This window comes from Bacillus sp. AK031 (genome assembly GCF_053903065.1).
In genome coordinates, this window is the sequence record NZ_CP096424.1 from 1,267,380 (window position 1) to 1,292,228 (window position 24,849).

The following is a 24,849-nucleotide window of genomic DNA, read 5'->3' on the forward strand; positions in this document are numbered from 1 at the left end:
CCGTACGGTGCTGAACGGCCGCTTCCGCTTTTTATGAAGCCGAGGAGGCTCACCGCACGCCCCGCGGAGTCGCATGCCTGGAGCGGAAATCATAGCAGATTTGTTGTATTGTTTTTATGATGGTTTTCAATTCGTTTACATGTGCGAATTATCCTTTTCACTCCCAAAACGGAACCGTTAAGGACAATTCTGCAGTCTTTTTTTGGAGAAATTTGAATTCCGGCTGATAGTTGGATAAAATGGTTTCACACACATGGTAGTGATTGTCCATTTGTGAGAATTATCTAACTATTTTATAACAATACGGTAACAGCCCATTTTTTTTTACGTAAGATGTAGTAAAATAGAAAGTGGGTAACAAAGGAGATAAACAATGAACAATGAACAATTAATCGCAGAAGCTAAATTAGCAAGAGATAGAGCCTATGTTCCCTATTCTAAGTTTGGTGTCGGAGCTGCACTTTTGACGGAAGAAGGAAAAGTTTATCATGGCTGCAATATCGAGAATGCCGCATACAGCATGTGCAATTGTGCTGAAAGGACCGCATTATTCAAAGCCTACTCTGAGGGTGACAAGAACTATAAAAAGATGGCTGTCATTGCGGACACTGACCGGCCCGTTCCTCCCTGCGGAGCATGCAGGCAAGTGATCTCTGAGTTGTGTCCCCCTGATATGAAAGTGGTTTTAAGCAATCTAAAAGGGGATATACAAGAGCTAACAGTAGCAGAAATATTGCCAGGGGCATTTTCACCGGAGGATTTAAATGAGTAGTAACGAACAACAAGCATACAAATCAGGATTTATATCTATTATCGGAAGACCGAATGTTGGAAAATCCACATTCCTTAATCGAGTAATTGGACAAAAGATTGCGATTATGAGCGATAAGCCGCAAACAACAAGAAACAAAGTGCAAGGTGTGTATACAACAAATGACTCCCAAATGATCTTCATAGATACTCCAGGGATTCACAAACCGAAGCATAAGCTGGGAGATTTCATGATGAAAATAGCCCAGAATACGCTGAGGGAAGTAGACATTGTACTCTTTATGATTAATGCCGAAGAAGGCTATGGCCGCGGCGACGAGTTCATAATCGAGAAACTGAAAGGCATCAAGACGCCAGTTTTTCTGGTCTTGAACAAAATTGACCAGCTTCATCCTGACGATGTACTTCCGCTTATTAAGCAATATAATGAGTTATACGATTTTGCAGCGGTCGTGCCGATTTCTGCATTGGAAGGAAATAACGTTGAGAATCTTGTCTCGGAAATTCGTAAAGAACTTCCTGAAGGACCTCAATATTACCCTGCAGACCAGATTACGGATCATCCTGAAAGGTTTATCGTTTCTGAACTGATTCGTGAAAAAGCGCTTCATTTGACAAGAGAAGAGATTCCGCATTCATTGGCTGTCGTCATTGAGAAAATCTCGACAAGAGGGAATAAAAACGTCATTGATGTAATGGCTACCATTGTAGTTGAACGCGATTCACAAAAAGGTATCATTATTGGCAAGCAAGGCGGAATGCTGAAAGAAATAGGCAAGCGGGCAAGGGTTGATATTGAAAATCTATTAGGGTCCAAAGTGTACCTTGAACTCTGGGTGAAAGTTCAAAAGGATTGGCGTAATAAACTTTCGAATCTAAGGGACTTTGGTTTTAATGACGACTATTAATAGGTAATTACTGTAAGTTTTACAATATTTACGTCTCATGTTTTTTCTCTGAAAGGTCAATCTAATAACACAAAGGTATTAGCTAGTTTAAAACATGAAAGGCGGGGTTTTTATGTTGGACTTTACCTGGAAGGTGTTTTCACAAACAGGTAGCATAGACACATATTTACTTTTCAAAGAACTTGAGTCAACTGATGACGAAGGAATCCTTGATTATGATGAAGAACTAGCGGAGTTAGACAATCCTATCTCTTAAGCCCTGATCAGCAGGCTCTAAAACAGATTGAGCCTTATTGTGTACGTCCTATATTGATTGAAGATATATGATTGATTTGATTACCTGGGCTATCACCCGAACAAATTTCAATCCCTCGGGAGGTGGCTGTATGCTGCAAAAATGTGAAGGTATTGTGATAAGAACCAATAACTATGGTGAGTCGAATAAAATTGTAACCATTTTTTCAAGGGAAAACGGGAAACTGGGGGTAATGGCGAGAGGTGCTAAGAAGACTAACAGCCGATTATCTTCAGTTTCTCAGCTTTTTACATATGGATATTTCTTGTTTCAGAAAAGCAGCGGACTGGGAACCTTACAGCAGGCAGATACGATTTCTTCGATGAGAAATATAAGGGAAGACCTTTTCAAAACAGCTTATGCAACATATATAGTCGATCTCATCGATAAAGGGACAGAGGAACGTAAGCCTAACCCATACTTATTTGAAATGCTGTTCCAGACACTGACTTTTATTAATGAGGAATATGATCCTGATATTATAACGCATTTATTTGAAATGAAGATGCTTCCGGTTCTGGGCCTGCATCCGGCGTTAGACCGATGTGCCGTTTGCGGAGAGACTGAGGGGACGTTCTCCTTTTCATTTAAAGAAAATGGGATTATATGTCATAGGTGTCTTGAAAATGACCCCTACCATTATAAGGTTTCCGCCCAGACCATTAAGCTTTTGAGGCTGTTTTATCATTTCGATATGAACCGGCTGGGAAAAATATCGGTAAAAGATACGACAAAAGAAGAATTGAAAAAAATCATCCGAACTTACTACGATGAATATTCAGGTCTTTACCTTAAATCAAGAAAGTTCCTTGATCAGATTGACAGGATGAAAGATCTTATGTAGTGAAAGAAGCTGACAGCACTAGTGTGGTTAGCTTCTTTTCAATTTATGCATGAATTTGCCTAAAGACTAAAATTTTTTTGAAATGTCCGTAATCAGGAAGTGGCAAAGCGAAAGGGAGCAGCTTCATGCTGCTCCCTTAATCTTTAAAAATTAACTTTTTCTTGAAGGAATCCTTTAACCTCGCTGATCGGCATACGCACCTGATCCATGGAGTCGCGGTCACGAACAGTCACTTGACCATCTTCTACTGAGTCGAAGTCAAATGTGATACAGAAAGGAGTTCCGATTTCATCTTGCCTTCTGTACCTTTTACCGATTGAAGCCGTTTCATCGAAATCGATCATTAAATCTTTAGAAAGTTCCTCATACACCTTAAATGCTTCATCAGAAAGCTTCTTGGATAGAGGGAGAACAGCCGCTTTAAACGGAGCAAGAGCAGGGTGGAAACGCAGCACTGTTCTTGTTTCTTTCTCAAGTTCTTCTTCTTCATAAGCATCACATAGGTAAGCGAGAGTTACACGGTCTGCCCCAAGCGATGGTTCGATACAATAAGGAACATATTTTTCGTTGGTCTGTGGATCCATATAATGAAAATCTTCATTAGAATGTTCCATATGGCGTTTAAGGTCAAAGTCTGTACGGTCAGAAATTCCCCATAATTCACCCCAGCCAAACGGGAATTTATACTCAATGTCAGTTGTTGCATTACTGTAATGAGATAACTCATCGTCATCATGGTCGCGCAGCCTCATGTTATCTTCTTTCATTCCCAAGGATAACAGCCAGTTCTTACAGAAATCTCTCCAATAAGAGTGCCACTGAAGGTCTTCTCCTGGTTTACAGAAGAATTCCAACTCCATTTGCTCAAATTCACGTGTACGGAAAGTGAAGTTTCCAGGAGTGATCTCATTACGGAAACTCTTTCCTATTTGGCCAATGCCAAATGGCATTTTTTTGCGCATGGAACGTTGGACATTTTTAAAGTTGACGAAAATCCCTTGCGCTGTTTCCGGACGAAGGAATATCTCATTTGTAGATGACTCTGTTACACCCTGATGTGTTTTGAACATAAGGTTAAACTGGCGGATTTCCGTAAAGTCACGGCTGCCGCAATCTGGACATGGGATTTCATATTCATCCATGATTTCCCCCATTCTTTCAAAGGGAAGTCCGTCCACCACCATTTCAACACCTTTTTCTTCAAGGGCATTTTCAATGATTTTATCTGCTCGGTGGCGCGTCTTACAATTTTTGCAGTCGATCATCGGGTCATTGAAGTTGCCGACATGTCCGGAAGCGACCCATGTCTGGGGATTCATCAATATAGATGCATCCAAGCCGACATTATAAGGGGATTCCTGAATGAACTTTTTCCACCATGCTTTTTTGATGTTGTTTTTAAGTTCTACTCCAAGAGGGCCGTAGTCCCAAGTATTCGCAAGTCCTCCATATATCTCAGACCCGGGAAACACAAAACCTCTGTGCTTCGATAAATTAACAATTTCTTCCATTGACATTGATAACACTCCTTTGTTATTAAAAAAATAAAAAAAGCACGTCTCCAGGCTTACGCCTAGGGACGAGCTTTGCCCGCGGTTCCACCCTAGTTGATATACATAAGTATATCCACTTTGATTTTCATCTGCTCGAGACTGCCTTTTCCTTGTGTTCCGGGCTTTCACCATCCCCGGATCGCTTTAGGACAAGTACTTATAGGTCCGTCAACGCATTCTACTATTGAATTAGGTTCCAAGAGCGGTTTCTTGGAAAGATGGAATAATTTTATCACTTTCTATAAGAATATACAACATATGAAGAATGATACAAAATAATTGCAGTCTCCTGATGAAAAAGCTACCCTGTTTTAAAGGGATAATGTTAAAAATGCTGCAATAATAACTGATTCTGAAAAAGTCTTTCTTTTCTTTTTTGTTGATTAGTATATAATATTTAGTATAAAGTATAACACTTATTTTATACATTTGTCCGTTAGGTGGTGAGTAAGATGGAACTAAATAGTCGACAGGAGCATATTCTGCAGATTGTAAAAGATAATGGTCCAATAACAGGAGAGCAAATCGCCGACAGGCTGAATCTCACCCGGGCAACTTTAAGGCCCGACCTTGCTATTTTGACCATGGCGGGCTATTTAGATGCACGCCCGCGTGTAGGCTATTTTTATTCAGGGAAAACAGGGACTCAGTTATTAACTGATAACCTTAAGAAAATCCTGGTAAAAAACTATCAATCCATTCCTGTTGTTGTGAATGAGAATGTTTCAGTATATGATGCTATAGTAACAATGTTTCTTGAGGATGTAGGAACGTTATTTGTAATAGATGGAAATACCCATCTCGTCGGCGTCCTTTCCCGTAAAGATTTACTAAGGGCAAGTATCGGCAAACAAGAGCTGTCGTCAATTCCGGTCAACATCATCATGACAAGGATGCCCAATATCACGACTTGTGGAAAAGAGGACCTCCTAATCGATGTGGCCAAGAGCCTGATCGACAAGCAAATTGATTCAGTGCCTGTAGTTAATGAAACGGAAAACGGGGAGCTGGAAGTGACCGGCCGAATAACGAAGACTAACATCACTAAAGCATTCGTCGCTTTAGCAGAAGATCTATAAAACGTATTTTTTAACAGGTGGTGAGTACTTTGAATGGACCTTACATTTATGTGGTTTCAGATTCAGTAGGTGAAACAGCTGAACTTGTGACAAAAGCGGCAATCAGCCAATTTGATGGATCTAATACAGTGATCAAGAGATTTCCGTATGTAGAAGAATTTTCCCATCTGGATGAGGTTATCTCTTTAGCTAAACTTAATAAGGGGTTAATTGTATATACACTTGTAAAACCGGAAATGAGAAAATATATCAAAGAAAAAGCTGAGAATGAAAAGCTGCATGCCTTTGATATTATGGGGCCTCTGATGGATACCTATCAGGAACAATATAACAAAACACCATTGAACGAACCTGGAGTGGTCCGCAAGTTGGATGCTGACTACTTTAAAAAAGTAGAAGCAATCGAGTTTGCAGTAAAATACGATGATGGACGGGACCCCCGCGGACTTCTCAGAGCGGATATAGTTCTAATTGGAGTATCCAGAACATCGAAAACTCCCTTATCACAATACCTTGCCCTTAAAAGGCTGAAAGTGGCAAACGTCCCGCTTGTTCCAGAAGTGGATCCTCCGGAGGAACTTTTTAAAGTTTCACCTTCAAAGTGTTTTGGATTGAAGGCTGACCCGGAAAAGCTGAACAGCATAAGAAAAGAGCGGTTAAAGTCCCTGGGGTTAAATGACCAGGCGAGCTATGCAAACATGGAAAGAATTCAGGAAGAAATTGATTATTTCGAGAAGATCGTGAACAGAATAGGCTGTCATGTCGTGGACGTTTCCAACAAAGCGGTTGAAGAGACAGCGAATATCATCATCAATGAAATTCAAAGATCGAAGTAGAGGATGGCGCAACCAGGCCATCCTTTTTCTATGTGTGCCAGGCATGGCAACTATCTAGGTGGTGAAAGTCCACTGTGGGGGTACACATCGACCAACCACTAAGGAAGCGCAAGGTACTTATTGTGAAATAAGGGCTGGAGGAAGCGTGGAATAAAATCTTGGCTCGACGAACAGAAATCTGATACAAAGGCTTTATAAAGGGATGAAGTTCCATAACAAACTAAAGTCCAAAAGATGTGCGTAACTTTATGAAGTAATCAGGCGAGTAAAAGAGGAAAGATAGTTGTCTTACCCTGGGAGATCTTGCGGATGTACAGGAGTACAGTCGAAAAAGGTTAGTCGCAAGAAGTCAGCAGAAGCCATAGTAGTGAAGCGAATTCATGAAGGGCGGAACAATTTATAGTGTTTCGACACCACGAACGCGTAAGTGACCTACTCCGAATGTGTTAATGGTGAAAGTATGAGCGTACCTCAGAGGATAGCCAAAATACGAGATATCACTTACTACGTGAGAGGAAAGGAGAAACGAGTGTGGAACTTTTAGAACAAATCCTTAATAATCAAAATATGAATGAAGCCTACTTGCGTGTCTATAAAAATAAAGGCGCTAGTGGGATAGATGGGGTAACGGTCGATGAACTAAAGCAATACCTGAAGGAAAACAAGGATGAATTGCGGAAGCGCATCAGAACAAGAAAATACCATCCACAAGCTGCCTTAAGAGTGGAGATCCCAAAAGAAAACGGAAAGATGCGCAAATTGGGAATACCAACAGTAGTGGACAGAGTTGTTCAACAAGCCATTCATCAAGTTCTCAGTCCGATATTTGAAGAACAGTTCAGCGAATTCAGTTACGGATTCAGACCAAAAAGAAGCTGTGAGATGGCAATTATTAAAAGCTTGGAATTTCTGAATGAAGGACATGACTGGGTTATTGATATCGATCTTGAAAGATTCTTCGACACAGTCCACCATGATAAACTGATGCGCATTATATCTCAGACAGTTGATGATGGAGATGTCATTTCATTAATTAGAAAGTACTTAGTTAGTGGAGTCATAGTAAATGGAAAGTATGAAGATACACCTGTCGGTACTCCGCAAGGAGGAAACCTCAGTCCACTACTGAGTAATATCATGTTGAACGAACTAGATACAGAACTTGAAAATAGAGGATTAAGATTCGTAAGGTACGCTGAAGACTCACTTATTTTTGTGAAAAGCGAAAAAGCAGCGGACCGAGTAATGAAATCAATTGTGAAATTCATTGAGAAGAAATTAGGACTTATAGTCAACGCAGAGAAAAGTAGGATTGCCCGTCCCAAAGAACTGAAATTTCTAGGATACGGATATTATTACGACTATAAGAACAAGAAATATCAAGTAAAACCTCATCTAAGTTCAATACGGAAATTTCAAAGAAAACTTCGCCAACTCACAAAACGAAACTGGAGTGTTCCATTAGACTTTCGAATTTTGAAATTGAAACAAGTCGTTTTTGGATGGGTGAACTACTTCAGGATTGCCAATATGAAAGAAGTGACCAAACAAATAGACCAGAAGCTCCGCTCTAGAATAAGGGTCATCATCTGGAAACAATGGAAAGTTCCGAGTAAACAAATCAAATCGCTTATTCAACTAGGGATTCCGAAGGAAGAAGCGAAAGGACTAACCTTCTGCAGAAAAGGTTATCGGTTTATAGGACTTTCTAAAGTGGTCCATAGAGCAATTTCAAATGAAAGACTAAAACAGAGGGGACTCCCTTCTGTTTTAACCCATTATCTAAAAGTACACACTGTAATATAAGTTGAAGCGCCGTATACGAGACCCGTACGTACGGTGTTGTGAGAGGGGCGAAAATAATAACATGATTATTTTCCCTCTACTCGATTTTAATAATATTTTTTGAGGCTGACTCTTATTACGTGTGGTCTATAACCCGGTGCATCTTTAAAGGACTATACAACATGCAATGGTAATTCCAATCAACCGATCACATCACTTGTTCAAAGCTTAAGGCTGTTCTGAAAAAATAATGTCCAAAGGGGGAATAGAATGGAGTATGAAAAAATATATTGTATACGGGGTTTTTAGTGGTCAAACAGATAAACTTATACTATAATAAAAAATTGTGATAAAAATATATTCAAAAATAGGTTTAGACTCAACTATAAACGAATAAACTAATTATTGGGTTATGTCAAGTCGTTTGCAAAGAAAAAAATCGACAAAATGTCTTTTTTACACTGCTATAAGTGAAAGTTGTCATAAAGAGAAGGATATTTTGAGGTGATGTAGAATAGGTAATATTAACAGCACTGGTTCTGTGATTTATTTAGATGCGGATGCTTGTCCCGTGAAAGAAGAGATTACGGAATTATCAAAAGTGTATGGATTAGAAGTTATATTTATAGCATCCAATGCCCATAGAAAAGCAAATCCAGAAAAAGGTAAATGGGTATATGTGGATTCATCAAAGGAGGCAGCAGACCTCTATATTATGAATCACATTAAGGCAGGGGATGTTTTGGTCACTCAAGACATTGGCTTGGCAAGTGTTGTCTTGCCAAAACGCGTTTATGCCATTTCTCCAAGGGGAAAACAATTTAGAGAAGAAACCATTTCTACGGCTTTGGATTTCCGTTACTTGTCTGCCAAGGAAAGGCGGAAAGGAAAATACGGTAAAGGGCCTAAGCCTTTCACAACGGAGGATAGAGAAAGGTTCGTCTCTACACTTACAAAAATATTGTCGAATTTTGCAGGAGATTTATAGAAAATATCGAATGCACTATTTAAAGTAAATAGTAATCAGGTGATGTATTAGTGACAGGGAGAATTCCTGAAGAAAAAGTAAATGAGATTCGTCAGTCAGTTGATATTGTAGATGTCATAGGTGATTATGTCCAATTAAAAAAACAGGGCAGAAATTATTTTGGTCTCTGTCCGTTTCACGGTGAGAGTACTCCTTCTTTTTCTGTTTCGCCTGATAAACAGATATTTCATTGCTTTGGCTGCGGAGCCGGTGGAAATGCCTATACCTTCCTTATGGATATCGATGGTATACCTTTTCAGGAAGCGGTCGTAAAGCTTGCCGAGAGGACCGGACAGGAGCTTTCCGTCGAGGTAAGCCCTGCAGAGAAGCCAGCCGGCAAAGATGAAGAAAAGATGATCGAGGCTCATGAGCTGTTAAGTAAATTTTATCATCATTTGCTTGTAAATACAAAAGAAGGTCAGGATGCGTTAGAGTATTTGCTGGAGAGAGGCTTTACCCGTGAAAGCATTGACAAGTTCCAAATAGGATGGAGCCTTCCGAGCTGGGAATTCACGGTCAACTTTTTGACGAAGCGAGGGTTTGCGCCGAACCTGATGGAGCAAGCAGGGCTTTTGGTAAAAAGGGAATCCGAGGAGCAATATTTTGACCGTTTCAGGGGAAGGATCATGTTCCCCATCCATGACCATAGAGGAAAGACAATCGCTTTTTCTGGAAGGGCCATGGGGGGCGAAGAGCCTAAATACCTGAACAGTCCTGAGACAATCATTTTTAATAAAAGTTCTGTCCTTTATAACTTTCATAATGCCAGGTCGCTGGTTAGAAGGAGAAGCCAGGCAATCCTTTTCGAAGGGTTTGCTGATGTGATTTCGGCAGACAGGGCAGGGGTGGAAAACGGAATTGCTTCAATGGGTACTTCATTGACCCCAAAGCATATGCAAATGCTGAAAAGAGTAACAGACTCGGTCGTCATTTGCTATGACGGGGATAAAGCAGGAATGGAGGCAGCTTACCGCGCTGCAAAAATGCTCAGTGAAGATCAGTTTAATATAAGAATTGCTGTGGTCCCTGAAAAACTTGATCCTGATGACTACATCAAAAAATACAATGCTGAAAAGTTTCAAAATGATGTAATAGGGGCAAGCCTGACATTCATGGCCTTTAAGCTTATTTATCTCCGGCAGGGAAAAAATTTGAATGATGAAGGAGATAGGCTGCAGTATATAGAAGAAGTATTAAAGGAAATCAGTGTGCTGCAGAACCATATCGAGCGCGATTATTATCTGCGTCAGCTCGCAGATGAGTTTTCCTTGTCGCTGCAGGCTCTCCAGCAGCAGCAAAAACAGTTCTATTATTCCAGCAAAAAGACCGAGAAGAGAGAACACAGGAAGAAAGAATATGTTCAGCCGATACAGCCGAAATCTGAAAGCAAGCTTTTCCCGGCTTATCATACTGCCGAGAGAAGATTAATTGCCCACATGATGAAAAATCCTGATATTTGTTTTAAAGTGCAGGACCTGCTGGGTGGCAGCTCATTTAACCTTGACGAGCATCAAGCAATCATTACCTATTTATTTGGCTATTATGAAGAAGGGAATGAGGCGGACTCCAGCGGATTCATTCAGTTTCTGCCAGACAGCAGGCTGAGAAGGGTCGTTTCTGAGATAGGAATGATGTCTGTTTCGGATGAATGCAGCGAACAGGAATTAATTGATTACGTTAATCAGGTGTTAAAACATCAAAAGATGTTGACAATAAAAGAAAAACAAACAGCTCAAAAAGAAGCGGAAAGACAAAAAGATTATAACAAAGCTGCTTTGATTGCGATGGAAATCGTGCAGCTGAGAAAATCGTTATAAAAGCAAGTGGAATCAATTGCAAGGAAGTTGGAAGGAGGGGAACAAATGGCTGAAAAGTCAGCACGTTCCAAAGAGGTAGAGTCAGAAGTTACTGTAGACCAGGTGAAAGATCAGTTAATGGAAGTCGGGAAAAAACGAGGCGTTCTAACATATGAAGATATTGCCGAAAAAATGGCAAACTTCGAGCTAGAATCGGATGCTATGGATGAATTTTATGAGCAGCTTGGCGAACAAGGGGTGGAAATCATTAATGAAAATGAAGAAGATGATGATCCCAATGTACAGCAGCTCAATAAAGCTGAAGATGAAGAATTTGACCTGAATGATTTAAGCGTTCCTCCCGGTGTGAAAATAAATGACCCGGTTCGTATGTACTTGAAAGAAATCGGGAGAGTTGACCTTCTTTCTGCGCAAGAGGAAATTTCGTTAGCTAACCGTATCGAAGAAGGTGACGAAGAAGCGAAGCGCCGTCTTGCAGAAGCCAACCTAAGACTGGTTGTAAGTATTGCCAAAAGATACGTGGGACGTGGAATGCTGTTTCTTGATCTCATTCAAGAAGGTAATATGGGCCTTATCAAAGCGGTTGAGAAGTTCGATTACCGTAAAGGTTTCAAGTTCAGTACTTACGCAACTTGGTGGATACGCCAGGCGATTACCCGTGCGATTGCCGACCAGGCAAGAACGATCCGTATTCCAGTGCACATGGTTGAAACAATCAATAAGCTGATCAGAGTACAGCGCCAGCTGCTTCAAGATTTAGGCCGTGAACCTTCACCTGAAGAGATTGCTGAGGAAATGGATCTTACACCTGAAAAAGTAAGGGAAATTCTTAAAATCGCACAAGAACCCGTTTCTCTTGAAACACCTATTGGTGAAGAAGATGACTCTCACCTGGGCGACTTCATCGAAGATGCCGAGGCACAGTCTCCTTCTGAACATGCTGCATATGAGCTGCTTAAAGAACAACTGGAAGATGTTCTTGATACGCTGACAGATAGAGAAGAAAATGTATTGAGACTAAGATTCGGGCTTGATGATGGCCGTACAAGAACACTTGAAGAAGTTGGAAAAGTGTTTGGTGTCACCAGGGAACGTATTCGGCAGATCGAAGCCAAAGCCCTTAGAAAATTGCGCCATCCAAGCCGCAGCAAGCGCTTGAAAGATTTCTTGGAATAGAATATACACTTTCTGAATGTTTGCTTCCTTAGGGGAGCAAACATTTTTTGTCTATACAATTTCTGATTTTTAAAAGGGTTTTTCGTATCTATGGCGAAAATACACTAACAGGATGTGGAACATTTGGATACTAAAAATCAAAAAACAAACATAATCATTAATGAAATTCAATTCTGGAAACAGAATAAGATGCTCCCCGAACACTACTGTGACTATCTGTTGGCACTCTATAATCAGGGAGAGGAAACAGATGAGAAGCCGGCCAAAAATCGAAAGTTTTCATTTGGTGCGATTACTTTATCGCTGCTGTTTCTATTCTTGATTCCGGTTTCATTATTTGTCATTTATTTTACTGAATTGTCATTCGTTTTGCAAACAGCGATTTTGACGGGTTTTGTCGTCTTATTAATTTTTGCAGGAATTTATTATTCTAGAAAAGAAATTGTATTCCCGGTTATATACATTTCTGCTGCCTTTATAATCCTGATATATTCAGTAAATACGGCTGATGCCTATTTTCAGGGAAGCCCAATTGCTATATACATGATCCTGTTTGTTAATTGCATTCTCTGGATAGCAGCCGGGATCCTAAAGAGGCTGCTGTATTTTACAGTTGCAGGTGGGGCTGGCTTAGTTATTCTGTTTATTTCTATGGTGATATAATATTATAATTTTTGAAAGTTTTTAAAAGTTGAGAAAATTATGCCAATCCTTTTATAATAAGAAGTGTAAGCGCGTACAGAAGATACTTTGGCACACAGAAACAAATGCAACTATTACTATTTTGTGTGTATCACACTTAATCTGTCATGTGTTACTGACGTTTGCATACTAAGGGGGATGGACATGAATTTTGATTTAACTTCAGAACAAAAGATGATTCAAAAGACGATTCGGGATTTTGCCAGGGAAGAAGTGGCGCCCGGGGCTGTGGAAAGGGATCGGACTAAACAGTTCCCTAAGGAAATTTTCGGTAAATTATCAGAACTGGGAATGATGGGCTTACCGTTTCCTGAAGAATATGGCGGAGCAGGCGGCGATACGGTCAGCTTTGCAATTGTGACTCAAGAATTGAGTAAAGCATGTGCTTCCACGGGGATTACTTACTCTGCCCATATTTCTTTAGGTGGAGCTCCTATAAATATGTTTGGGACAGAAGAACAAAAACATAAGTATCTGGCGCCTATCTGTACAGGAGAATCTTTCGGTGCTTTCGGACTCACAGAACCTAATGCGGGCTCTGATGCTGGTGGCACTCAGACGACAGCAGTAAAAGAGGGCAATGAGTACGTAATCAATGGAAATAAAAGTTTCATTACCAATGCCAGTTATGCAAAGCACCTGGCTCTCACAGCGATCACAAACAGAGGTGAGGATGGCAGCAAGGAAATCAGCGCAATCATTGTACCTACAGATGCAGAAGGCTTTACAGTAGTGGATAACTACGAGAAAATGGGGCTTCATTCCTCTAATACAACTGAATTGGTCCTTGAAAATGTAAGAGTTCATGAAGAAAACCTTCTAGGGAAAAAAGGAGAGGGGTTTAAACAGTTCCTTGCAACTCTTGACGGCGGCCGGATCGGTATCGGGGCTATGGCTCTGGGGATAGCTGAAGCCGCATATGAGAGAGCTCTTCAATATTCCAAGGAACGAAAACAATTTGGAAAACCACTTTCAAAATTTCAGGTTACGCAATTCAAATTGGCTGATATGGCTTTGAAAATCGAATTGGCGAAAAATATGATTTACAAAGCAGCATGGTTGAAAGACCAAGGCAGACCATTTGCAAAAGAAGCTTCTATGTGTAAACTGTATGCTTCTGAAATTGCAATGGAGGTAGCTGATGAAGCGATTCAAATCCATGGTGGATACGGCTATATGAAAGAGTATGAAGTTGAGCGGTATATGAGAGATGCAAAGCTGCTGGAGATCGGTGAAGGAACATCTGAAGTACAGAGGATGGTCATTTCCCGTTTAATCGGCTGCTAATAATTAATAAAGCAAAAACGTGTTTTTTTCCTGAATGTTCATTTGCAGATGAGAAAAGTGAAAAACAAACACCACAAATGGAGGACGAAATCGCTTATGGTTTCGTCCTCTTTTTTCATTGTTTTAGAAAGTTTACGCTCAACTTAGAAGATGAATCAATACTGGGTTTAGGTTGGAAATCAATGGTGTGGGTAAGAGTGTTGTCGCGAAGGGATTTGTACGCATGTGACGAGCGCACTTGAGCTTTTGAATGTGTCTAATTTGCGACAAACGTCGAAAAAGTGCTGCTTAGGACTTTTACTTTCCATCTTTTTAAAGTAAAATATAAATTGTTTATAATAAACACAACCTATATTATCAATTGTTACATAAGGGAGGTTAAATCTATGAATCGCAATCCGATTATTCCATTCGTTTTAATTATGGTTTTTGGAATCGGCCTTGTTTTCTTTATGTCTTTGGAAGGCTTGAATAACTCTGAAGAAATGGCAGAAGAACATGGTGAAGGTACAGAAGAACCCGCGCCAGGCGGAACTGCTGACGGAGGGGAATTCGATCCGGAAGCACATTACCAACAAGCATGTATTTCATGTCACGGTGGTAATTATGAAGGCGGTGCCGGCCCGGCGCTTACTGGTGTAGGCGAACGTTTGTCTGCAGAACAAATCCAAGATATCCTTAAAAATGGTAAAGGCATCATGCCACCTAATCTTGTTCAAGAGGAAAATCTTGACGCCATGACAGAATGGTTAATGTCATTATAATTCATAAAAAAAGTTCTTTGCCTGTGCAAAGAACTTTTTTTTGTTATAAAACTTGGTTAGAATGAGAAACGTATACAGCAGTTTCATATCTTACTCGAATACTGCTTTGTCCCTTCTATGGACAAAAAAATATCTTTGTACTGACAATACATAAATAAAAAGGTGAAAATATGAATGCTGAAAAGTTATCAAAAAGATTAGAAATGGTTGTTTCATTCATACCGGAAGGCTCAAGAATCACTGATATCGGATCCGATCATGCTTATCTGCCCTGCTATGCCATCGATAAGGGAATCGCTGTTGCCGGCATAGCCGGGGAGGTTGCAGAAGGCCCTTATCAATCCGCCGTGAAGCAGGTTAAATATTCGCAATTGGAAGATGTCATTTCCGTACGTAAAGGTGACGGTCTGGAAGTCATCTCACCGAATGAAACGGATTGTGTAACGATTGCAGGCATGGGGGGGGCCCTTATTGCCAGCATATTAGAGAATGGAAAAGATAAACTCGAAGGTGTCAGCAGATTGATTTTGCAGCCAAATGTCGGGGCAATTGCCATACGTAAGTGGCTGCTGAAAAATGGCTGGGAGTTAAAAGCTGAGAGAATTCTTGAAGAAGATAATAAAATTTATGAAATCCTCGTTGCTGACAAGGGGGATGCAGAATCGCCGTATGACAATAAAGACACAGAACTTCTGGTTGGTCCGTTTCTGCTTAAAGAAAAAAACTCCGTTTTCAAACAGAAATGGATTCAGGAAATGAACCAGTGGAATTCCATTATAGAGAAGATGAAGAAGGCTGAGGACTCTCCCGGATTACAAGAGAGAAGGGAGCAGGTACAAAAAAAGATAAACATTGTTAAGGGGGTATTGGATGAAAAAAGTTAATGGCCATGAAATTATTTCTTTATTTGAGACACTTGCACCTAAGGAGCTTGCTGAAGAAGGAGATAAAATCGGGCTGCAGATCGGAAGACTGAACCAGAAGATTGAGAAAGTGATGGTCACTCTCGATGTGCTGGAGGAAGTTGTTGATGAAGCGGTTGAGAAGGGCGTAAAATTAATTATTGCACACCATCCGCCCCTTTTCAGGTCATTAAAGGCCATTAGGACAGATACTGTTCAAGGAAGGATGATTGAAAAGCTCATCAAGAATGATATTGCAGTGTATGCAGCCCATACGAATCTGGATGTTGCCGAAGGCGGGGTGAATGACCTGCTTGCTGATGCCTTGGAACTAAAAGATACTGAGGTTTTATTGCCGACCTACAAAGAAAAGCTGAAAAAGCTTGCCGTGTTTGTACCCGAAGAAGATGCAGAGAAGGTAAGGAAGGCTCTGGGTGAAGCTGGAGCAGGCCATATAGGCAACTATAGCCATTGCTCATTTTCCTATACCGGCACTGGACGATTCCTTCCTGGTGAAGGCTCAGAGCCTCATATCGGCGAGATAGGCAATCTGGAAAAAGTACAGGAAGTTAAGGTTGAAACGATTTACGCTGCAAAGTCAGAGAAAAAAATTCTGCAAGCTATGCTGAAAAGTCATCCATATGAAGAAGTTGCCTATGATATCGTGCCTCTTGATAACGAAGGAGGAACACTCGGGCTAGGGAGAGTTGGAAAACTGGAAACTGACATGTCACTAAAAGAATTTGCTTCTTTCCTGAAGGAGAAGCTGGAAGTGGAAAATGTCCGCGTGACTGGGGATTTAGAGCACACTGTCAAAAAAGTGGCTGTCTTAGGTGGTGACGGAAATAAATTTATTCATAGTGCTAAATTCAGTGGTGCCGATGTGTTTGTGACAGGGGATTTATATTACCATACCGCTCATGATGCGATGATGCTCGGCTTGAACGTGCTTGACGCCGGCCACCATATTGAAAAGGTCATGAAAGCGGGAGTAGCCAGGTGGATGGCGGATAAAAGTAAAGAAAAGGGAATGGACGTGGAATATCTCATTTCTGAAACTAAAACTGATCCATTTATATTCTTATAAAGGTTAAAGAAAAGAAGGCATTCCGAGGAATGCCTTCTTTTTATTCTGCTGTTGTTTTCGGTTTCTTAACTTTAGGAAGTATTTTGTTCAGTGGAACCTTCTTTTCTCTTGTCCATGTTTCTTCATTTTCAGGGTTAAACTGAGTGATGAAGTTCATAACTTCCTTAACAATTGGTGTCGGAGTGGAAGCGCCTGCTGTTACTGCAACCAATTCAGCATCTTTGATCCAGTCAATTTCAAGCTCGCTGATATCTGCGATGCGGTAGGCTTTGGTTCCAGCGATTTCTTCTGAAACTTGAGCAAGGCGGTTTGAGTTGTTGCTTTTGGGATCTCCCACTACGATCAGGACATCGGCTTCTCCTGCCTGCTCAGCCACTGCTTCTTGCCTTACTTGCGTAGCGAGGCAGATTTCTTTGTGTACTTCCACGTGAGGGTATTTCTCTTTAACCATTTCCATCACATCTGCAACATCCCACTGACTCATTGTTGTTTGGTTTGTAACGATGATCTTCTTATTCTCTATATCAAGATTCTTGACGTCGCCTTTTGTTTCTACAAGATGGACAATGTCAGGAGCAACCCCTACAGCACCTTCAGGCTCCGGGTGTCCTTTTTTACCGATATAAATAACATCAAAGCCTTCCGCTTCTTTTTCCCTGATCAAATCATGGGTTCTTGTCACATCAGGACATGTTGCATCAAGCGTCACCAGCCCTTTTTCCCTCGCCAGCTTTTTCACTTCCGGAGAAACCCCGTGGGCAGTGAAAATAACGGTACCCTCATTTACTTGGTCCAGGATTTCCTTCCTGTTTTTACCGTCCAAAGTGATAATGCCTTCTTCTTCAAAAGCATCGGTTACATGTTTGTTATGGACGATCATTCCGAGAATATAGATCGGTCTTGGAAGTGATTTATCTAATGCAGCGTTGCGGGCGATCACCATTGCATCGACTACACCATAGCAATAGCCTCTCGGCGTGATTTTCTTTACGTTCATATTTGAAATCCTCCTGTATATATAGTCGGACTGGTTACCTTTCCTACAGGTATCATTATAAAGTAGATTGCATTTTATGACAAAGAATCTTTTCTCGGTGCAAATTTATGTACAAACAAAAGGGGGTTCAAGCACCCTTTAATTTAGAGAAACATGGGAAGAAAGTTGCTTAGAAATAAAAAAACGCTCTCCTTTTGGTGAGAGCGAATAGCATATTATACATATAACTTTGGCTTTGACCCGCCGCTCTGGGTTCTCTTATTCTTGGAGTTATCAAGAGGAGCGGTTTGTTTTTTCTTCTTTTGCTTTTCAGTGGTTTTTTTTGCTTCGGGCTGTTCTTCATCTAAATCTTCAACAAATGAATCGGTTGATGCTTCACTTTCATCTTCATCTGATTCAGCTGCGCTTAACCCTCTGTAAAGCTTCCACATGGCGGGAAGGTTCTTAACGAGTGGGCCATATTGCTGGAATTGCTGAATCATGGGTCCCATCTGCTGAGCAGTTTTGAGGACATTCTGTGTATTGTTTAGAAAACCATTGATAGATCCGGGGTTCATAATATTTTTTAAAAAGGATCCGCCTGCTTGTGAGGATCTTTGGAAACCGGCGGCACCCTGCAGCGGGTTGAATTGGCTGGGAGAGGACTGGGCAGAATTTCCCCGGTTCAGGATTTTGGACAATATCCCGCCCCCTGATTTTCTGGGAGCTCCCATTTGGAAATTACCTTGCATTGGCCGCGGCTGTCCCATCATCCCAAAGCGTGGGGAACCGGGGCCCCTCATTCCGTTCATGGGCGGAAATGGCTGTCTTCCGAACGAATTGCGGCTAAAAGGCACTTGCTGTCTTGGCGGCATAATCGGCCTCCTTTCATGATAACGCCCATAAGGTCTCTTTATACTGTATGCAGGACCGGGGTAAAACGTCTAAACCTTTCGAAGAAAATAATATGCCTATCTGCTAGAACTTTTAAAAATTGTTTATTATAATGAAGAGATGAACTTTTGTCTGAGAAGACTTGATTCGTGAAATTATAAGGCAATGTTTTGAATCTGCAGCTAAAAACGGTATTGTTGTATATGAGGACCTTTCATCGCCAAGATTGTTGTTAACGTATAGATTTTTTCTTTACCAAAGGCTATAGGAAAGGTATCGCCAGTAATCAAAGACAATCTCTTCAAAAATCATAAATACTAATCTCTATAAGGAGTGACAAAATGGGAAATCAATTTCAGCAATATGATTTTCAGCCATTTATCAGCAAAGCTATCGATCGGTTAGGTTTTTTTGAACCAACCGAAATCCAAAGAAAAATGATCCCTTTGATTAACAGAGGGGAAAGTGCAATAGGCCAATCTCAGACAGGTACCGGCAAAACCCATTCTTATTTATTGCCGATCCTGAACAAGCTGGACAGGGATTCTCAAGAAGTACAAGCAGTCATCACTGCCCCAACGAGAGAACTTGCACAGCAAATTTATCAGGAAATATTGAAGATTACCAGCGATGATGAAATTACCTCCCGCTGTTATATTGGGGGAACAGACAAGCAGCGTACGATTGATAAGCTGAAAACCCAGCCGCAAATCGTAGTCGGGACACCTGGAAGAATTAATGATCTTGTTAAAGAAGGAGCACTTCTTGTTCATAAGGCAGGCATACTTGTCGTGGATGAGGCAGATCTTATGCTCGATATGGGCTTCATTTATGATGTTGACCAGATTGCAGGCAGAATGCCGGAAAAACTTCAGATACTGGTTTTTTCAGCGACCATTCCAGAGAAATTAAAGCCATTCTTGAAAAAATATATGGAAAACCCGCAGTATGCACACGTAGAACCGGAGCATATTTCGGCAAAAAACATTAACCATATCCTTCTTCCAAGAAAGAGCCGGAAAAAAGATGATCTGCTGTTTGATGTATTGACTTCTCTCAACCCTTACTTAGCTATCGTCTTTACCAATACGAAGGTGAAAGCTGATGAAGTGGCCGACTATCTGCTTGGAAAAGGAATGAAGGTCGGCAGGATCCATGGAGACCTTTCTCCTCGTGAGAGAAAGAAAATGATGAAACAAATCCGTGCCCTTGAGTATCAGTACATTGTCGCGACAGATCTTGCTGCCCGCGGAATTGACATTGAGGGAGTCAGCCACGTTATTAACTATGAGATACCAGGAGAGCTGGACTTTTATATTCACAGAACGGGAAGAACGGCGAGAGCGGGAGCTTCAGGTGTTGCTGTAACGATTTATGAGCCATCAGATGAAGATGCACTGAACCAGCTGGAGAAGCTTGGAATCACTTTTGAAAACCAGGACCTCATTAAAGGTGAATGGGTCAAGCTGTCTGACCGGAACAAACGTAAAAACCGTCAAAAGACGGAAGATAGTATTGATCAAAAAGCAAAATCCCTTGTCCGTAAACCTAAAAAGGTTAAGCCAGGATACAAGAAAAAAATGCAATACAAAATGGATCAAATCAAAAAACGTGAAAGACGTGTGCAAAAGAGGAATAAATAAGTCCTGTTTGTACCATATATGCATTGAATGCCAGGGAGTGGATTTAGATGATAAAGTTAGGATCACATGTTTCAATGAGCGGGAAGAAAATGCTGCTTGGTTCAAGTGAAGAGGCAGTAGGATACGGCGCCAATACTTTCATGATCTATACGGGGGCGCCCCAAAATACGAGAAGGAAAAAAATCGAGGATCTTAATATTGAAGAAGGCCTTCTTCATATGAAGGAAAATGGAATCCATGACATTGTCGTGCATGCACCTTATATCATCAACATCGGTAATACAACCAACCCTTCTACTTTTGAACTGGGTGTGAATTTCCTTCAATCAGAAATTGAGAGAACCGCTGCACTCGGTGCCAAACAAATCGTACTTCATCCCGGTGCCCATGTAGGAGCTGGTGCTGAAGCGGGAATTAAAAAGATCATTGAAGGCTTGAATGAAGTTCTGGTCAAGGATCAGGAAGTGAACATTGCACTGGAAACAATGGCGGGTAAGGGGTCTGAATGCGGCCGTTCTTTTGAAGAGCTGGCTATGATTATCGATGGTGTCGAACATAATGAAAAGCTGTCTATTTGCTTTGACACTTGCCATACTCATGATGCGGGATACGATATTGTCAATGATTTCGATGGGGTACTCGATGAATTCGACCGTATCATTGGCATCGACCGCTTAAAAGTCCTTCATATCAATGACAGTAAAAATGTCTGCGGAGCAGCAAAGGACAGGCATGAAAACATTGGTTTTGGACATATCGGTTTTGACGCGTTGTCGAAAATCGTTCATCATCCACAATTGGCCGATGTTCCTAAGATTTTGGAGACGCCATTTGTCGGTGAGGACAAAAAGAACAAAAAAGCGCCATATAAGTTTGAAATTGAGATGCTGAAAAGTAAAGCTTGGGATGAAGGGCTTTTGACAAGAATTCAGGAATCGTAAAAAAATACGGGCTTCTCATTAGAGAAGCCCATTCTTGTTAATTGACGAATTTGGTGAAAATCTTATTGACTTCTTTAGCAGTAGAAGGTCCTGCAATTTTAGCGATTTCCTTGATGACTTTGCTCCGTTGTACATCATCGAAAATATTAATGTTTTTCCCTCTTAAATATACAGCAATCTTTTCTGCTTGTGCAGGTCCAATTTTTACACCAAATTGCTTCCCGTAATTCAATAAATCATCTGCTGTAATGTTATTGATTTTATGATTCACTACATTTTGCAACAGCTTCATCGACCATCACTCCTCATAGGATACATATGAACGGGACGAGTTGAATGTGACAATTAAAATCCTGGGGACCTGGTCAAATTTAGAAAATTAATTGAATGCCGGGAGGAGAAAGTATGGCTCAAAGAATTCATAAAAAAGAGAGTCTTATTCATTTGGTTTACCGTTTTTTCTTTATCATTGTCGGTGCAGGGCTTGCAGCGATGTCCATCGAACTCTTTTTGATTCCTAACAATATCATTGATGGAGGGATCATTGGTATATCCTTGATTCTTGACTATTTGATTTCTGATAAGATACCATTTCTTAACTTCGCAACTTTATTGGTTATCCTAAACCTGCCTTTCATGTATTCGGGATATAAACAAATAGGGAAGACGTTTGTGGTCTCTTCCCTATTTGGAGTCATTGCACTTGCTATCATTGAGACAATGCTCCATCATGTAGAACCGTTTGTCACGGAGGAAATTCTTGCAACGGTCTTTGGAGGTTTGACATTGGGTGTAGGAGTGGGTCTTGTCATCCGTCATGGAGGTTCCCTTGATGGAACAGAAATCCTGGGTATACTTCTGACCAAAAAGCTTCCGTTCTCTGTTGGGGAATTTGTGATGTTTATGAACATTTTCATTTTTGGCTGGGCTGCTTTTGTATTTGGTATAGAAGAAGCGATGTATTCAGTCATGACGTATTATATAGCGTTTAAGACCATTGATACGGTCATACAGGGGATGGATGAGACGAAGGCGGTCATCATCGTCTCAGACTACTATTCGGAAGTTTCCGATGCGATTCTGCAAAGGCTGGGAAGAGGAACGACTATGCTCAAGGGCCGCGGGGGATACACGGATAATGATAAAGAAGTCATTTATGTTGTCGTGACCAGGCTTGAAGTGATGAAACTGAAAGCAATCGTTTCAGATATCGACCCAAGTGCTTTCATTACCATCATGAGCACTCAGGAAACGAAGGGTGCCAGGTTTAAATCTGCTATTCACTAGGGGAATAGGTTATGCCTGTTCCTTTCTGTTCCGTTGTTTCATGAATCCATATCGCTTAAAAAACTAAATCACAGGATGATTTAGTTTTTTTCTTCTTAATGGCTAAAATAAAGGCTTGAGAAGGATTTCCCGGTTTACATTATATTATTCATCCTGTATACTTCTTATAGCAAATCGGAACGATTCTTATAAAGGGGATTTTTCTCATGAAGAACTATGATTCTGTTATAGATATAAAAAATTTAAGTTTCCGCTATGATAAAGAAGTTGTGCTGCAGGATATCAACCTGTCAGTTCCAAAGGGAGCATTTCTAGGTTTAGTAGGTCCAAATGGATCAGGAAAGTCTACTTTATTAAAACTGATTCTCGGGCTTCTGAAAGCAAAAGATGGAGAGATTCATCTCTTTGGCCAGTCTCAGGCAAAATTCAAAGATTTGGACAGAATTGGATATGTATCCCAAAAAGCCAATTCGTTTAATACAGGATTCCCTGCCACAGTGGAAGAAGTAGTAGCGAGTGGGTTAACTAAGAAGGCCGGAATGTTTCGGATGATTGGAAAAAAATATTCATCTCAAATTGAAAAGGCTATATCTTCTGTTGGCATGTCTCAGTTTACAAAACGAAATATAGGAGAACTATCAGGAGGACAGCAGCAGAGGGTGTTTATTGCCAGGGCGCTTGTCAGCCAGCCTGATGTGCTGATCCTGGACGAACCGACTGTTGGGGTCGACAGCAAGAATGTGCAGGCATTTTATGAAATGCTGGAGCATTTGAACAAAGATCTGGAAATCACTTTGCTTCTCGTCACCCATGATATCGGAACCATTTCCAGTAAAGTCACACACGTGGCATGCTTGAATAAACATCTTCATTTCCATGGAAATACAGAAGAGTTTGAGAACTTGCGTGAGAGTGACCTTTCAGGCATATACGGGCATGAGGTCCATCTGCTTCAGCATGACCACAGCCATTCGGAGGTGGAGAAATGATTGAAGCACTTTTTCAGTATGAATTTTTACAGAATGCATTTTTAACAGGGCTTATAATAGGTATTATCGCACCGCTTATTGGGGCATTCATTGTGGTAAGGCGTTTATCGCTTATTGCTGATGCTCTCAGCCATGTAACTCTGTCGGGAATTGCTGCAAGTTTATTTTTGAGTAAAAATGTTAGCGCTTTGGCAGGCCTCAATCCCTTGTATCTTGGAATGGTGTTTTCGGTAACAGGATCTTTGTTCATTGAAAGGCTGAGAGGCCTGTATAAGCATTATCAAGAGCTCGCGATACCAATTATCCTATCGGGTGGAATTGGTATCGGTGTCATTTTCATCTCACTGGCAGATGGTTTTAACACGGACCTGTTCAGCTACCTGTTCGGAAGTGTAAGTGCTGTAAGCCGTACAGACTTATATTTGATTGCAGCTGTTGCAGTTTTTGTCCTGGCGATCATCGTTTTACTTTATAAAGAGTTGTTTTTGTTATCTTTTGATGAAGAGTTTGCAAAAGCTTCAGGAATATCCGCAAAGATGATTCATTTTATTTTCATGGTCATGGTCGCATTGGTAATTGCTGCTTCTATGAGGATTGTCGGAATTCTCCTGGTCTCGTCCTTGATGACTTTACCGGTAGCAGCAAGCATCAGGATCGCCCGCGGATTTAAGCAGACAATCGGCTTTTCTTTATTATTTGGTGAGCTTGCAGTCATTTCAGGGCTGGTTTCAGCCTATTACATGGATTTGGCGCCGGGTGGAACAATCGTACTTTCAGCAATTGTGATACTGCTGCTTGCAATTTTGTATAAGAAAATCACTTCCAACCAGGGGATAAAAAAAGACGGGGTGAAGGTATGAAACTTGAAGAAGCATTGATTCTTATGAAAGAAAAAGGGTTTAAACATACTGGCAAACGTGAGCAAATGCTGGAACTGTTTTCTTATTCCAACCGTTATTTGACGGCAAAGGAAGTCTTGGAAAGCATGAAGGATGACTACCCGGGCCTTAGTTTTGATACGATTTACCGAAACCTCTCGCTTTTTGTGGAGCTTGAAATTTTAGAGGAGACAGAATTGTCAGGGGAAAAGCACTTTAGATTTACTTGTTCCAGCGACCACCATCATCATCACTTTATCTGCATGGACTGTGGAAAGACGAAAGCAATCCATACATGCCCAATGGAGGTCCTGCAGGAAAGCCTGAACGGGTATGACATTTCAGGGCATAAATTTGAAATCTACGGAAAGTGTCCGGAATGCAATTAAAAGGAAAGCCGGCAGCTTA

The 24,849-nt window shown here is 40.9% G+C and carries 25 protein-coding genes; 21 read left to right on the forward strand and 4 right to left on the reverse strand.

What is annotated here, in order from left to right; all coding sequences use genetic code 11:
• The first annotated feature begins 373 nt into the window (after positions 1-373).
• From M1E09_RS06285 to recO, 4 genes are all read left to right on the forward strand, one after another.
• Positions 374-772, forward strand: coding sequence for a cytidine deaminase (locus M1E09_RS06285; RefSeq protein ID WP_456273996.1), 399 nt, complete (start codon positions 374-376; stop codon positions 770-772).
• Complete coding sequence (era, locus tag M1E09_RS06290) at positions 765-1,679, forward strand: GTPase Era (protein WP_456273997.1); 915 nt, start codon at positions 765-767, stop codon at positions 1,677-1,679. Before M1E09_RS06285 ends, era begins: the two co-directional genes overlap by 8 nt.
• Before the next feature lie 112 nt (positions 1,680-1,791).
• Complete coding sequence (locus M1E09_RS06295; protein WP_456273998.1) at positions 1,792-1,935, forward strand: YqzL family protein; 144 nt, start codon at positions 1,792-1,794, stop codon at positions 1,933-1,935.
• Between the two features lie 130 nt (positions 1,936-2,065).
• Entirely contained in the window at positions 2,066-2,818 is a 753-nt protein-coding gene (gene recO, locus M1E09_RS06300; RefSeq protein ID WP_456273999.1) for a DNA repair protein RecO, read from the forward strand.
• Positions 2,819-2,961: 143 nt separating this feature from the next.
• Here the strand turns inward: recO and M1E09_RS06305 are convergent, their stop codons facing one another.
• Positions 2,962-4,335 (reverse strand): glycine--tRNA ligase, encoded by a 1,374-nt coding sequence (locus M1E09_RS06305; protein WP_456274000.1) that lies wholly within the window; start codon positions 4,333-4,335, stop codon positions 2,962-2,964.
• Positions 4,336-4,823: 488 nt separating this feature from the next.
• Here M1E09_RS06305 and M1E09_RS06310 point away from each other — a divergent pair, with 488 nt between their 5' ends.
• From M1E09_RS06310 to M1E09_RS06360, 11 genes are all read left to right on the forward strand, one after another.
• A complete protein-coding gene (locus M1E09_RS06310) occupies positions 4,824-5,450 on the forward strand; it encodes a helix-turn-helix transcriptional regulator (protein WP_456274001.1) in 627 nt (208 codons plus the stop codon).
• A gap of 29 nt (positions 5,451-5,479) precedes the next feature.
• Positions 5,480-6,286 carry a pyruvate, water dikinase regulatory protein gene (locus tag M1E09_RS06315; protein ID WP_456274002.1) on the forward strand — a complete coding sequence of 269 codons (807 nt, stop codon included), beginning with the start codon at positions 5,480-5,482 and terminating at the stop codon, positions 6,284-6,286.
• 531 nt (positions 6,287-6,817) lie between these two features.
• The gene (gene ltrA / locus M1E09_RS06320) at positions 6,818-8,092 is read left to right on the forward strand and encodes a group II intron reverse transcriptase/maturase (protein WP_456274003.1); all 1,275 of its coding nucleotides are present in this window, start codon (positions 6,818-6,820) and stop codon (positions 8,090-8,092) included.
• A gap of 550 nt (positions 8,093-8,642) precedes the next feature.
• Positions 8,643-9,059 (forward strand): YaiI/YqxD family protein, encoded by a 417-nt coding sequence (locus M1E09_RS06325; RefSeq protein ID WP_456274004.1) that lies wholly within the window; start codon positions 8,643-8,645, stop codon positions 9,057-9,059.
• A 50-nt stretch (positions 9,060-9,109) separates the two neighbouring features.
• On the forward strand, positions 9,110-10,915 hold the full coding sequence (gene dnaG / locus M1E09_RS06330; protein WP_456274005.1) for a DNA primase: 1,806 nt from the start codon (positions 9,110-9,112) through the stop codon (positions 10,913-10,915).
• A 45-nt stretch (positions 10,916-10,960) separates the two neighbouring features.
• Positions 10,961-12,091: an RNA polymerase sigma factor RpoD gene (rpoD, locus tag M1E09_RS06335; protein ID WP_456274006.1), complete on the forward strand. Its 1,131-nt coding sequence runs from the start codon at positions 10,961-10,963 to the stop codon at positions 12,089-12,091.
• 114 nt (positions 12,092-12,205) lie between these two features.
• A complete protein-coding gene (locus tag M1E09_RS06340; protein WP_456274007.1) occupies positions 12,206-12,754 on the forward strand; it encodes a hypothetical protein in 549 nt (182 codons plus the stop codon).
• Between the two features lie 183 nt (positions 12,755-12,937).
• Positions 12,938-14,080, forward strand: coding sequence for an acyl-CoA dehydrogenase family protein (locus tag M1E09_RS06345; RefSeq protein WP_456274008.1), 1,143 nt, complete (start codon positions 12,938-12,940; stop codon positions 14,078-14,080).
• 386 nt (positions 14,081-14,466) lie between these two features.
• Positions 14,467-14,844, forward strand: a complete 378-nt coding sequence (cccA, locus tag M1E09_RS06350) for a cytochrome c550 (RefSeq protein ID WP_456274009.1) — start codon at positions 14,467-14,469, stop codon at positions 14,842-14,844.
• A 170-nt stretch (positions 14,845-15,014) separates the two neighbouring features.
• Complete coding sequence (locus M1E09_RS06355) at positions 15,015-15,728, forward strand: tRNA (adenine(22)-N(1))-methyltransferase (protein ID WP_456274010.1); 714 nt, start codon at positions 15,015-15,017, stop codon at positions 15,726-15,728.
• The gene (locus M1E09_RS06360; RefSeq protein ID WP_456274011.1) at positions 15,715-16,833 is read left to right on the forward strand and encodes a Nif3-like dinuclear metal center hexameric protein; all 1,119 of its coding nucleotides are present in this window, start codon (positions 15,715-15,717) and stop codon (positions 16,831-16,833) included. The genes M1E09_RS06355 and M1E09_RS06360 overlap by 14 nt, the downstream gene beginning before the upstream one ends.
• 40 nt (positions 16,834-16,873) lie before the next feature.
• Here the strand turns inward: M1E09_RS06360 and M1E09_RS06365 are convergent, their stop codons facing one another.
• Both M1E09_RS06365 and vrrA read right to left on the reverse strand, forming a co-directional pair.
• Complete coding sequence (locus M1E09_RS06365; protein WP_456274012.1) at positions 16,874-17,830, reverse strand: 4-hydroxy-3-methylbut-2-enyl diphosphate reductase; 957 nt, start codon at positions 17,828-17,830, stop codon at positions 16,874-16,876.
• 215 nt (positions 17,831-18,045) lie between these two features.
• Positions 18,046-18,510, reverse strand: a complete 465-nt coding sequence (gene vrrA / locus M1E09_RS06370; protein ID WP_456274013.1) for a VrrA/YqfQ family protein — start codon at positions 18,508-18,510, stop codon at positions 18,046-18,048.
• A 534-nt stretch (positions 18,511-19,044) separates the two neighbouring features.
• On the opposite strand from vrrA, the gene M1E09_RS06375 reads away from it, so the two are divergent.
• Together M1E09_RS06375 and M1E09_RS06380 are read left to right on the forward strand one after the other, a co-directional pair.
• Positions 19,045-20,346, forward strand: coding sequence for a DEAD/DEAH box helicase (locus tag M1E09_RS06375; RefSeq protein ID WP_456274014.1), 1,302 nt, complete (start codon positions 19,045-19,047; stop codon positions 20,344-20,346).
• A 47-nt stretch (positions 20,347-20,393) separates the two neighbouring features.
• Entirely contained in the window at positions 20,394-21,287 is an 894-nt protein-coding gene (locus tag M1E09_RS06380; protein WP_456274015.1) for a deoxyribonuclease IV, read from the forward strand.
• Positions 21,288-21,324: 37 nt separating this feature from the next.
• Here the strand turns inward: M1E09_RS06380 and M1E09_RS06385 are convergent, their stop codons facing one another.
• Positions 21,325-21,579 (reverse strand): DUF2624 domain-containing protein, encoded by a 255-nt coding sequence (locus M1E09_RS06385; RefSeq protein ID WP_456274016.1) that lies wholly within the window; start codon positions 21,577-21,579, stop codon positions 21,325-21,327.
• Positions 21,580-21,692: 113 nt separating this feature from the next.
• Here M1E09_RS06385 and M1E09_RS06390 point away from each other — a divergent pair, with 113 nt between their 5' ends.
• The 4 genes from M1E09_RS06390 (at position 21,693) to M1E09_RS06405 (ending at position 24,830) form a co-directional block, all read left to right on the forward strand.
• Complete coding sequence (locus tag M1E09_RS06390; protein ID WP_456274017.1) at positions 21,693-22,574, forward strand: YitT family protein; 882 nt, start codon at positions 21,693-21,695, stop codon at positions 22,572-22,574.
• Positions 22,575-22,780: 206 nt separating this feature from the next.
• The gene (locus tag M1E09_RS06395; RefSeq protein WP_456274018.1) at positions 22,781-23,563 is read left to right on the forward strand and encodes a metal ABC transporter ATP-binding protein; all 783 of its coding nucleotides are present in this window, start codon (positions 22,781-22,783) and stop codon (positions 23,561-23,563) included.
• Positions 23,560-24,423 (forward strand): metal ABC transporter permease, encoded by an 864-nt coding sequence (locus M1E09_RS06400; RefSeq protein ID WP_456274019.1) that lies wholly within the window; start codon positions 23,560-23,562, stop codon positions 24,421-24,423. The genes M1E09_RS06395 and M1E09_RS06400 overlap by 4 nt, the downstream gene beginning before the upstream one ends.
• Entirely contained in the window at positions 24,420-24,830 is a 411-nt protein-coding gene (locus M1E09_RS06405; protein ID WP_456274020.1) for a Fur family transcriptional regulator, read from the forward strand. The genes M1E09_RS06400 and M1E09_RS06405 overlap by 4 nt, the downstream gene beginning before the upstream one ends.
• Positions 24,831-24,849: the final 19 nt, after the last annotated feature.

What these genes read in the sequence shown, in the direction of transcription:
- M1E09_RS06285 (WP_456273996.1), top strand. Translation starts at nt 374, where the DNA reads ATGAACAATGAACAATTAATCGCAGAAGCTAAATTAGCAAGAGATAGA.
- era (WP_456273997.1), top strand. Translation starts at nt 765, where the DNA reads ATGAGTAGTAACGAACAACAAGCATACAAATCAGGATTTATATCTATT.
- M1E09_RS06295 (WP_456273998.1), top strand. Translation starts at nt 1,792, where the DNA reads ATGTTGGACTTTACCTGGAAGGTGTTTTCACAAACAGGTAGCATAGAC.
- recO (WP_456273999.1), top strand. Translation starts at nt 2,066, where the DNA reads ATGCTGCAAAAATGTGAAGGTATTGTGATAAGAACCAATAACTATGGT.
- M1E09_RS06305 (WP_456274000.1), bottom strand. Translation starts at nt 4,335, where the DNA reads ATGTCAATGGAAGAAATTGTTAATTTATCGAAGCACAGAGGTTTTGTG.
- M1E09_RS06310 (WP_456274001.1), top strand. Translation starts at nt 4,824, where the DNA reads ATGGAACTAAATAGTCGACAGGAGCATATTCTGCAGATTGTAAAAGAT.
- rpoD (WP_456274006.1), top strand. Translation starts at nt 10,961, where the DNA reads ATGGCTGAAAAGTCAGCACGTTCCAAAGAGGTAGAGTCAGAAGTTACT.
- M1E09_RS06345 (WP_456274008.1), top strand. Translation starts at nt 12,938, where the DNA reads ATGAATTTTGATTTAACTTCAGAACAAAAGATGATTCAAAAGACGATT.
- cccA (WP_456274009.1), top strand. Translation starts at nt 14,467, where the DNA reads ATGAATCGCAATCCGATTATTCCATTCGTTTTAATTATGGTTTTTGGA.
- M1E09_RS06355 (WP_456274010.1), top strand. Translation starts at nt 15,015, where the DNA reads ATGAATGCTGAAAAGTTATCAAAAAGATTAGAAATGGTTGTTTCATTC.
- M1E09_RS06360 (WP_456274011.1), top strand. Translation starts at nt 15,715, where the DNA reads ATGAAAAAAGTTAATGGCCATGAAATTATTTCTTTATTTGAGACACTT.
- M1E09_RS06365 (WP_456274012.1), bottom strand. Translation starts at nt 17,830, where the DNA reads ATGAACGTAAAGAAAATCACGCCGAGAGGCTATTGCTATGGTGTAGTC.
- M1E09_RS06375 (WP_456274014.1), top strand. Translation starts at nt 19,045, where the DNA reads ATGGGAAATCAATTTCAGCAATATGATTTTCAGCCATTTATCAGCAAA.
- M1E09_RS06380 (WP_456274015.1), top strand. Translation starts at nt 20,394, where the DNA reads ATGATAAAGTTAGGATCACATGTTTCAATGAGCGGGAAGAAAATGCTG.
- M1E09_RS06385 (WP_456274016.1), bottom strand. Translation starts at nt 21,579, where the DNA reads ATGAAGCTGTTGCAAAATGTAGTGAATCATAAAATCAATAACATTACA.
- M1E09_RS06390 (WP_456274017.1), top strand. Translation starts at nt 21,693, where the DNA reads ATGGCTCAAAGAATTCATAAAAAAGAGAGTCTTATTCATTTGGTTTAC.
- M1E09_RS06395 (WP_456274018.1), top strand. Translation starts at nt 22,781, where the DNA reads ATGAAGAACTATGATTCTGTTATAGATATAAAAAATTTAAGTTTCCGC.
- M1E09_RS06400 (WP_456274019.1), top strand. Translation starts at nt 23,560, where the DNA reads ATGATTGAAGCACTTTTTCAGTATGAATTTTTACAGAATGCATTTTTA.
- M1E09_RS06405 (WP_456274020.1), top strand. Translation starts at nt 24,420, where the DNA reads ATGAAACTTGAAGAAGCATTGATTCTTATGAAAGAAAAAGGGTTTAAA.